Origin of the sequence: Streptomyces sp. NPDC001941, assembly GCF_040296945.1 — a bacterium.
GTDB lineage: Bacteria > Actinomycetota > Actinomycetes > Streptomycetales > Streptomycetaceae > Streptomyces.
The window spans coordinates 65,114-73,257 of record NZ_JBEOYE010000046.1 but is presented as its reverse complement, the minus strand read 5'-3'; the positions used below and the strand labels follow the sequence as shown (position 1 = coordinate 73,257).

7 protein-coding genes and 1 tRNA gene are annotated in these 8,144 nt (G+C 72.5%); 3 read left to right on the top strand and 5 right to left on the bottom strand.

What is annotated here, in order from left to right; translation table 11 throughout:
• Positions 1-106 precede the first annotated feature (106 nt).
• The 3 genes from ABT160_RS27695 to ABT160_RS27685 form a co-directional block, all read right to left on the bottom strand.
• Positions 107-1,132 carry a chaplin gene (locus ABT160_RS27695; protein ID WP_351650543.1) on the bottom strand — a complete coding sequence of 342 codons (1,026 nt, stop codon included), beginning with the start codon at positions 1,130-1,132 and terminating at the stop codon, positions 107-109.
• A 145-nt stretch (positions 1,133-1,277) separates the two neighbouring features.
• On the bottom strand, positions 1,278-1,511 hold the full coding sequence (gene chpH / locus ABT160_RS27690; RefSeq protein WP_351650542.1) for a chaplin ChpH: 234 nt from the start codon (positions 1,509-1,511) through the stop codon (positions 1,278-1,280).
• 246 nt (positions 1,512-1,757) lie between these two features.
• Complete coding sequence (locus tag ABT160_RS27685; protein ID WP_351650541.1) at positions 1,758-3,089, bottom strand: M20/M25/M40 family metallo-hydrolase; 1,332 nt, start codon at positions 3,087-3,089, stop codon at positions 1,758-1,760.
• 186 nt (positions 3,090-3,275) lie between these two features.
• Here ABT160_RS27685 and ABT160_RS27680 point away from each other — a divergent pair.
• Positions 3,276-3,363 (top strand) — tRNA-Leu (locus tag ABT160_RS27680).
• Between the two features lie 112 nt (positions 3,364-3,475).
• The gene (locus tag ABT160_RS27675; protein WP_351650540.1) at positions 3,476-4,393 is read left to right on the top strand and encodes an RluA family pseudouridine synthase; all 918 of its coding nucleotides are present in this window, start codon (positions 3,476-3,478) and stop codon (positions 4,391-4,393) included.
• Here the strand turns inward: ABT160_RS27675 and ABT160_RS27670 are convergent.
• A complete protein-coding gene (locus tag ABT160_RS27670; protein ID WP_351650539.1) occupies positions 4,377-5,006 on the bottom strand; it encodes an MBL fold metallo-hydrolase in 630 nt (209 codons plus the stop codon). The two genes, ABT160_RS27675 and ABT160_RS27670, sit on opposite strands and share 17 nt — an antisense overlap.
• A complete protein-coding gene (locus ABT160_RS27665) occupies positions 5,006-6,091 on the bottom strand; it encodes an S-(hydroxymethyl)mycothiol dehydrogenase (RefSeq protein WP_351650538.1) in 1,086 nt (361 codons plus the stop codon). The genes ABT160_RS27670 and ABT160_RS27665 overlap by 1 nt, the downstream gene beginning before the upstream one ends.
• Before the next feature lie 167 nt (positions 6,092-6,258).
• On the opposite strand from ABT160_RS27665, the gene phsA reads away from it, so the two are divergent.
• Positions 6,259-8,115 (top strand): O-aminophenol oxidase PhsA, encoded by a 1,857-nt coding sequence (gene phsA, locus ABT160_RS27660; RefSeq protein ID WP_502984309.1) that lies wholly within the window; start codon positions 6,259-6,261, stop codon positions 8,113-8,115.
• The last annotated feature ends 29 nt before the right edge of the window (positions 8,116-8,144 follow it).

Below are 8,144 nucleotides of genomic sequence, written 5' to 3'. Positions count from 1 at the left end.
GTCGCGGGGGGGGCGCTTGGTGGTGGGCGGGGGGGGGGGGTGTTCAAGGTGTATGTCGGGGGGGCGCCGCGGGGGGGGGGCCCCCCCTCCGTCGTCGTCTCAGCGGTTACGCGCCGGCGCGGTTGCGCCGGTAGAGCACGGTGCCACCGGCCAGCAGGGCCGCGCTGGCCGCGCCCGCCAGGCCGAGGCCGGCCGCGCCGGTGTGCGCGAGCTGGTCCTTGCCGATGGGCGGGGTGCCGTGGGTACCCGGGTTGTTCGGGTTGCCGGGCTCGTCGGGGCTGCTCGGGACACCGGGCGTACCCGGCTCGTCCGGGGTGCCCGGCTGGTCCGGGGTACCGGGCTCGTCGGGCGTACCCGGCTGGTCCGGCGTACCGGGCTCGTCCGGCGTACCCGGCTCATCGGGCGTACCCGGCTCGTCCGGCGTACCGGGCTCGTCGGGCGTACCCGGCTCGTCCGGGGTGCCCGGCTCATCGGGGTTTCCGGGCTGGTCCGGGTTTCCGGGCTGGTCCGGGTTACCGGGCTGGTCCGGGTTACCCGGCTGGTCGGGGTTGCCGGGCTCGTCCGGGGTGCCGGGCTCGTCGGGGTGACCGGGGTTGTCCGGGTGGCCCGGGTGGTCCGGGTGACCGGGGTGGTCCGGGTGACCGGGGTTGTCGGGGTGACCCGGGTGGTCGGGGTGGCCCGGGTGGTGGGGCTTGCCGGGGGGCACGTGGGCGCCGTTGCCGCAGGCGTTGCCCGCCGCCGGGTTGCCGATGCCGCCGACGTTGACGCTGTTGCCGCAGGCGTTCACCGGTACGTCGACCGGGACCTGGACGTGGTTGCCGGAGATGACACCGGGCGAGTCGGTGGTCTTGCCGTTCGCGCTCGACGCGGGCTTCTTGCCCGGCGCCGAGGACTTGTTGACGCAGGCGTTGCCCATCGCCGGGTTGAGCGCCCCGATGACGTTGACCGTGTTCCCGCACAGGTTGACCGGTACGTGGACCGGGACCTGGACCGCGTTGCCCGAACCGACGCCCGGGGAGTGCGAGGCACTGCCGTTGGCACCCGCGTCGGCGTGCGCGTATCCACCACCGAGGGCGAGCACCCCGCCCGCTGCCGCCACGGTGATCAGGCCCTTGCGCGTGACCTGTCGCATAGCTTGTTCCCTGCCTTCTAGGCTTTCCGGAAACCCCCGGGCGCCGTCGCCCGGAGGGGAAATAGGAATGCGAACGGCCCCGGAGTGCATGGCGCGCACTCCGGGGCCGCGCGAGCTCAGCCCCCGTGGGGGCCGAGCCTCAACGTCACTTGTTGACGCAGGTGTTACCGAAGGTGGGGTTCAGCAGCCCGATCACGGAGACGGTGTTGCCACAGGCGTTGACCGGCACGTGGACCGGAACCTGGACGACGTTCCCGGAGAGCACGCCGGGGGAGTGCACAGCGGCACCCTGGGCACCGGCGTCGGCGACGGCCAGACCCGCACCAGCGAGAACCAGGCCACCCGTGGCAGCCGCAGCGGCGACAACCTTCTTGATCATTGTTCCTCCTTGTTGGCAAATGCGGTCCCAGCCGCGGACCGCACACCCTGTAACGAGGAGGAAGTAATGGGGCTACGAGCCTATGAGCCCATTCACTCTTTTCAGTCCAGTACGCACGAGCGGGCGAATACGCGCGTCAATTCGGCGCACAGACTGGCGATTCGTTTCGCCAACTCCCGGTCAGGAGTGGTACATCGCCTGGTCAAGCCCGGTGCCCGCCGCTCGGCGGGCACCGGGCCATCACCCTCACGACGCGTCGATGAACCGGTCCAGGACGCGCACGCCGAACTTCAGGCCGTCGACCGGCACCCGCTCGTCCACACCGTGGAACATGCCCGCGAAGTCCAGCTCCGGCGGCAGCTGGAGCGGCGCGAAGCCGAAGCAGCGGATCCCGAGGTCGGCGAAGTGCTTGGCGTCGGTGCCGCCCGAGAGCATGTACGGGATGGCCCGGGCGATCGGGTCCTCGGCGCGCAGCGCGGTCTGCATCGCGTCCACGAGCTTGCCGTCGAAGTCGGTCTCCAGCGCCTTGTCCAGGTGCGAGCGCTCCTCGTCGATGCGCACCTTGGGGCCGAGGATCCGGGCCAGGTCGGCGTGGAACTCCTCCTCGTGGCCGGGCAGGAAGCGCCCGTCGACGTGCGCGGAGGCCTGGCCGGGGATCACGTTGACCTTGTAGCCGGCCTCCAGCATGGTGGGCGCGGCCGAGTTGCGCAGGGTGGCGCCGACCATCTTGGCGATGCCGCCGAGCTTGGCGAGCGTGCCCTCCATGTCCTCGGGGTCGAGGGGGGTGCCCAGCGCGTCCGAGAGCTCGTCCAGGAAGGAACGCACGGTCTTGGTCACCCGCACCGGCCACTCGTGCCGCCCGAGCCGCCCGACGGCCTCGCACAGCTCGGTGACGGCGTTGTCGCGGTTGGTCATGGAGCCGTGCCCGGCGGTGCCGTCGACGGTCAGCCGCATCCAGTGCATGCCCTTCTGGGCCGTCTCGACCAGGTAGAGCCGCAGGTCCTGGTTGACGGTGAAGGAGAAGCCGCCGACCTCGCCGATCGCCTCGGTGACGCCCTCGAACAGGTCGGGGTGCCGGTCGACCAGGTGGCGCGCGCCGTAGGTGCCGCCCGCCTCCTCGTCGGCCAGGAAGGCCAGCACGATGTCGCGCGGGGGCTTGCGGCCGGACCGCAGTCGTTCGCGTACGACCGCGAGGGTCATCGCGTCCATGTCCTTCATGTCGACCGCGCCGCGGCCCCACACGCACCCGTCCGCGATCTCCCCGGAGAACGGGTGGTGCGTCCAGTCGTCGGCGTTGGCCGGTACGACGTCGGTGTGGCCGTGGATGAGCAGCGCGGGCCGGGACGGGTCCTCGCCCTCGATCCGGGCCACCACGGAGGCCCGGCCCTGGTGGGACTCCAGGATCGTCGGCTCGACGCCGACCTCGGCGAGCTTCTCCGCGACGTACTCCGCCGCCTTGCGCTCCCCCGGGCCCGAGTGGTCGCCGTAGTTGCTGGTGTCGATCCGGATGAGGTCACGACACAGGTCGACGACCTCGTCCTGGCCGGTGACGGTCCGTGCCGTGCTCGACTCGCTCACGCTGTTCCTCCCGCAGTCGTCGCTGGTGGTCCCTCCCATCCTCACCCCGGGCCCGCCCGCGGCCCAAGGGGGGCCCGTGCTCGTCACGCTCCCGTCACACGGGAAGGGGTGGTGATCCGGCCCTCCGAATGTTTGCTATGGTTTTCCACGTCGGAACGGCCCAGGGGCCGCGAGGACAGACACCTTGTCCGGGTGGCGGAATGGCAGACGCGCTAGCTTGAGGTGCTAGTGCCCTTTATCGGGCGTGGGGGTTCAAGTCCCCCCTCGGACACCACGCAGGAACCCCAGTCGATCTGGGGTTCTTCTGTTTTTCCGGGGGTTTTCCCAGGTCTTCCCGGGAGCTTCCCGCGGCCGGTGGGTGCGTGGGCGCGCGTTACCGTGGGCCGGTGAGACGCAGACCCAAGCCGCCGTCGCCGCTCCCCCAGCGGGACGGCATCGACCCCGTGCGCCTGCGGCTGCCCGAGGGGGACTGGCGCAGCGTGCGGGAGCACCTCGTGGAGCGGTTCGGCGGGGCGCTGGGGGTCGCGGTCGTGGAGGCGATGCTGCGGGACGGGCGGTTCGTCGGGGACGACGGGGCGGCCGTGCGCGGGGACGAGGCGTACGCCGCGGGGCGCGCGCTCTGGTACCACCGGGACTTCCCCGCCGAGCAGCCGGTGCCCTTCGGGATCGGGGTGGTCCACCGCGACGAGCGGATCCTGGTCGTGGACAAGCCGCACTTCCTGGCGACGATGCCGCGCGGGCGGCACGTGACCGAGACCGCGCTGGCCCGGCTGCGGCGCGAGCTCGACCTGCCCGCCCTGCAGCCCGCGCACCGGCTGGACCGGCTGACGGCGGGGCTGGTGATGTTCGTGGTGGAGCCGCGGTACCGGGGGGCCTACCAGGGGCTGTTCCGGGACCGGCTGGTGGGCAAGGAGTACGAGGCGGTGGCGCCGTACGACCCCTCGCTGGCGCTGCCGGTGACCGTGCGCAGCCGGATCGTGAAGGAGCGCGGGGTGCTCGCCGCGTACGAGGAGGAGGGCGAGCCCAACAGCGAGAGCCGGATCGAGCTCCTGGAGCACCGGGGCGGGCTCGGCCGCTACCGGCTGCGGCCCGCCACCGGGCGGACCCATCAGCTGCGGGTGCACATGAACCGGCTCGGGGTGCCGATCCTGTACGACCCGCTCTTCCCCGTGGTGCTCGACGACGGCCCGGAGGACTTCCAGCGCCCGCTCCAACTGCTGGCGCGGGCGCTGGAGTTCACCGATCCGGTGACCGGCCGTCCGCTGCGCTTCGAGAGCCGGCTGCGGCTCAGTGGCCTCGGCTGATCCACTCCTGCAGGTGCGGGGCCTCCGCGCCGATGGTGGTGCTGTCGCCGTGGCCGGTGCGCACCACCGTCTCCGGCGGCAGGCCGAGCAGCCGTTCGCGGATGGAGTCGACGATGGTCGGGAAGTCCGAGAAGGACCGGCCGGTGGCGCCCGGGCCGCCCTGGAAGAGGGTGTCGCCGGTGAAGACGGTGCCCAGGTCGGGGGCGTAGAGGCAGACCGCTCCCGGTGCGTGGCCGGGGGTGTGCAGGACGTGCAGGTCCACGCCCGCGATGGTGAGCACCTGGCCGTCGGCGAGGTCGCCGTCCGGGGAGTGGTCGGGGTGGGTCTGCTTCCACAGCGGCTGGTCGGCCGGGTGCAGCAGGACCCGGGCGCCGGTGGCGGCGGCCAGGGCCGGGGCCGCGTCGACGTGGTCGTTGTGCGCGTGGGTGCAGATCACGGCCCGCAGGGCGCGCCCGTCGAGCGCGGCGAGGATGGCGTCGGCGTCGTGGGCGGCGTCGATGACGACGGCCTCGGTGTCGTCGCCGACGATCCACACGTTGTTGTCGACGTCCCAGGTGCCGCCGTCCAGGGAGAAGGTGCCGGAGGTCACCAGGTGGTCGATGCGCGCGGCCATCAGAGGACCACCACCGAGCGCAGCACGTCGCCCTCGTGCATGCGGGCGAAGGCCTTCTCCACGTCACCCAGGCCGATGGTCTCGGTGACGAACGCGCCGAGGTCGATGCGGCCCTGCTGGTGCAGGTCGATGAGCATCGGGAAGTCGCGCGAGGGCAGGCAGTCGCCGTACCAGGAGGACTTCAGCGCGCCGCCGCGTCCGAAGACGTCGAGCAGCGGCAGTTCGAGCTTCATCTCCGGGGTGGGGACGCCGACCAGGACGACGGTGCCCGCCAGGTCGCGGGCGTAGAAGGCCTGCCGGTACGTCTCCGGGCGGCCGACGGCCTCGATGACGACGTCGGCGCCGTGCCCGCCGGTGAGCTCGCGGATCGCCTCGACGGGGTCGGTGGAGCCGGAGTTGACGGTGTGGGTGGCGCCCATCTTCCGGGCGGTCTCCAGCTTGCGGTCGTCGATGTCGACCGCGATGATCGTCGCCGCTCCGGCGAGCCGGGAGCCCACGATCGCGGCGTCGCCGACGCCGCCGCAGCCGATCACGGCGACCGTGTCGCCGCGGCCGACGTTTCCGGTGTTGATGGCGGCGCCGATGCCCGCCATCACGCCGCAGCCGAGCAGCCCGGCCACGGACGGGGCGACGGCCGGGTCGACCTTGGTGCACTGTCCGGCGTGGACCAGGGTCTTCTCGGCGAACGCGCCGATGCCCAGGGCCGGGGAGAGCTCGGTGCCGTCCGCCAGCGTCATCTTCCGGGCGGCGTTGTGGGTGTCGAAGCAGTACCACGGGCGGCCGCGCAGACAGGCGCGACAGCGTCCGCAGACGGCGCGCCAGTTGAGGACCACGAAGTCCCCGGGCGCCACGTCGGCCACGCCCTCGCCGACGGCCTCGACGACGCCCGCCGCCTCGTGGCCGAGGAGGAAGGGGAAGTCGTCGTTGATGCCGCCCTGCTTGTAGTGGAGGTCGGTGTGGCAGACGCCGCACGCCTGGATCTTCACCACGGCCTCACCCGGACCCGGGTCGGGCACGGTGATCGTCTCCACCCTGACGGCCTCGTTCCTGCCGGGGGCGACGACCCCCAGGACCTGCTGCGCCATCGCGGTTCGTTCCTTCCTCGGTGCCAGTGTTCGGTACCACTATCCCCCGTACCCGTTGTGGCGGTTTCGGGCAGATGGTGCGGAAGCGGCAACTCCGTCCCGTGGCGAGGAGTCTTCCCCATCGAGGGCCCTTCCGGGGCCCGACCGGACGACACGGGGGAAACACCTTGACCGAGATCATCGAGACGTTAGGCGGCACGACCGGGGACGGCACGCGGGACGGGGTGCCGGACGGGGCCCGACTGACGCCGTACGTCGACGCGTTGACCGTCCCGCCGGTGCTGCGGCCGGACGAGCCGGACGTGCGGCGGGAGGTCGAGATCGCGCTGAAGCCGACCTGGCACCGGCTGCACTCGCAGCTGCCGCCGACCCTGATGTGGGGGTACGACGGGATCGTGCCGGGGCCGACCGTGGAGGTGCGGCGGGGGCAGCGGGTGCGGATCGCCTGGACCAACCGGATCCCGCCGGGCAGCGAGTACCCGGTGACGGCCGTGGAGGTGCTGCCGAAGCCGGGCGAGCCCGCGCCGCACAACCGGCCGGGGCGCGAGGGGGTGCCCGCCAGCGCCGACGTGGCGGCGCTGCCCGCGTGGTCGGTGACGCACCTGCACGGGGCGCAGACCGGGGGCGGCAACGACGGCTGGGCGGACAACGCGGTGGGGTACGGGGACGCCCAGCTGTCCGAGTACCCCAACGACCACCAGGCGGTGCAGTGGTGGTACCACGACCACGCCATGAACATCACCCGCTGGAACGTGTACGCGGGCCTGGTGGGCACGTACCTGGTGCGTGACGACGAGGAGGACGCGCTGGGGCTGCCGTGCGGGGCGCGGGAGCTGCCGCTGGTCCTGGCGGACAGGAACCTGGACGTGGACCCGGACGGGCGGCTGAACGGCCGTCTGCTGCACAAGACGACGATCGTGGTGGAGAAGGACCCGGAGACCGGCAAGCCGGTGACGCTGCCGTTCCTGGGCCCGTACTCGACCGTGAACGGCACGATCTGGCCGCACCTGGAGGTGGCGGACGGCTGGTACCGGTTCCGGCTGGTGAACGCGTCCAACGCGCGCGTGTACGACCTGGTCCTGGTGGACGAGGACGACGTCCCGGTGCCGGGCGTGGTGCACCAGATCGGCAGCGACGGGGGCCTGCTGCCGCGGCCGGTGGGCGTGGACTTCGCGGGCGGGGAGCCGCTGACGATCGCGCCGGCCGAGCGGTTCGACCTGCTGGTGGACTTCCGGGGCCTGGCCGGGCGGACGCTGCGGCTGCTGAACAAGGCGCCGGGGCGGGCGCCGGGGGTGCCGGACGCGACGGTGAACGTGCCGTTCCCGCAGGTGATGGAGTTCCGGGTGGCCGAGGCCGCGGTGGCGGACCCGTTCACGCTGCCGCCGGTGCTCTCCGGGTCGTTCCGCCGGATCGACCACGACACCACGGGGCACGGCCACCGCCTGGTCGTGCTGACGCCGCCCGGTACCAAGGGCGGCGGGGGTCACCCGGAGATCTGGGAGATGACCGAGGTCGAGGGCGCCGACGTGCAGGTGCCGACCGAGGGCGTGGTCCAGGTGCGGGGCAGGGACGGCAAGGTGAAGACGTACCGGCGCACCGCGCGGACGTTCAACGACGGCCTGGGCTTCACGATCGGCGAGGGCAGCTACGAGCAGTGGTCGTTCCTCAACCTGGGGGTGCCGCTGCACCCGATGCACATCCACCTGGCGGACTTCCAGGTGGCGGGGCGCGACGCGTTCTCGTTCGAGGAGTTCGACCTCGCGCTGGGCGGGACGCGCTCGCCGGCGCGCTTCCTCGGCGACCTGCCGGTCCCGGCCAACGAGCAGGGCTGGAAGGACGTGTTCCGGGTGCCGCGGGGGCAGCAGGTGCGGGTGATCGGCCGGTTCGACGGGGCGTACGGGCGCTTCATGTACCACTGCCACCTGCTGGAGCACGAGGACATGGGGATGATGCGGCCGTTCGTGGTGATGCCGCCGCAGGCGCTGAAGTTCGACCACGGCGCGGGGCACGGCGGGCACCACTGAGGGACGCGGAGGGCCCCGCGGGTCGTCCC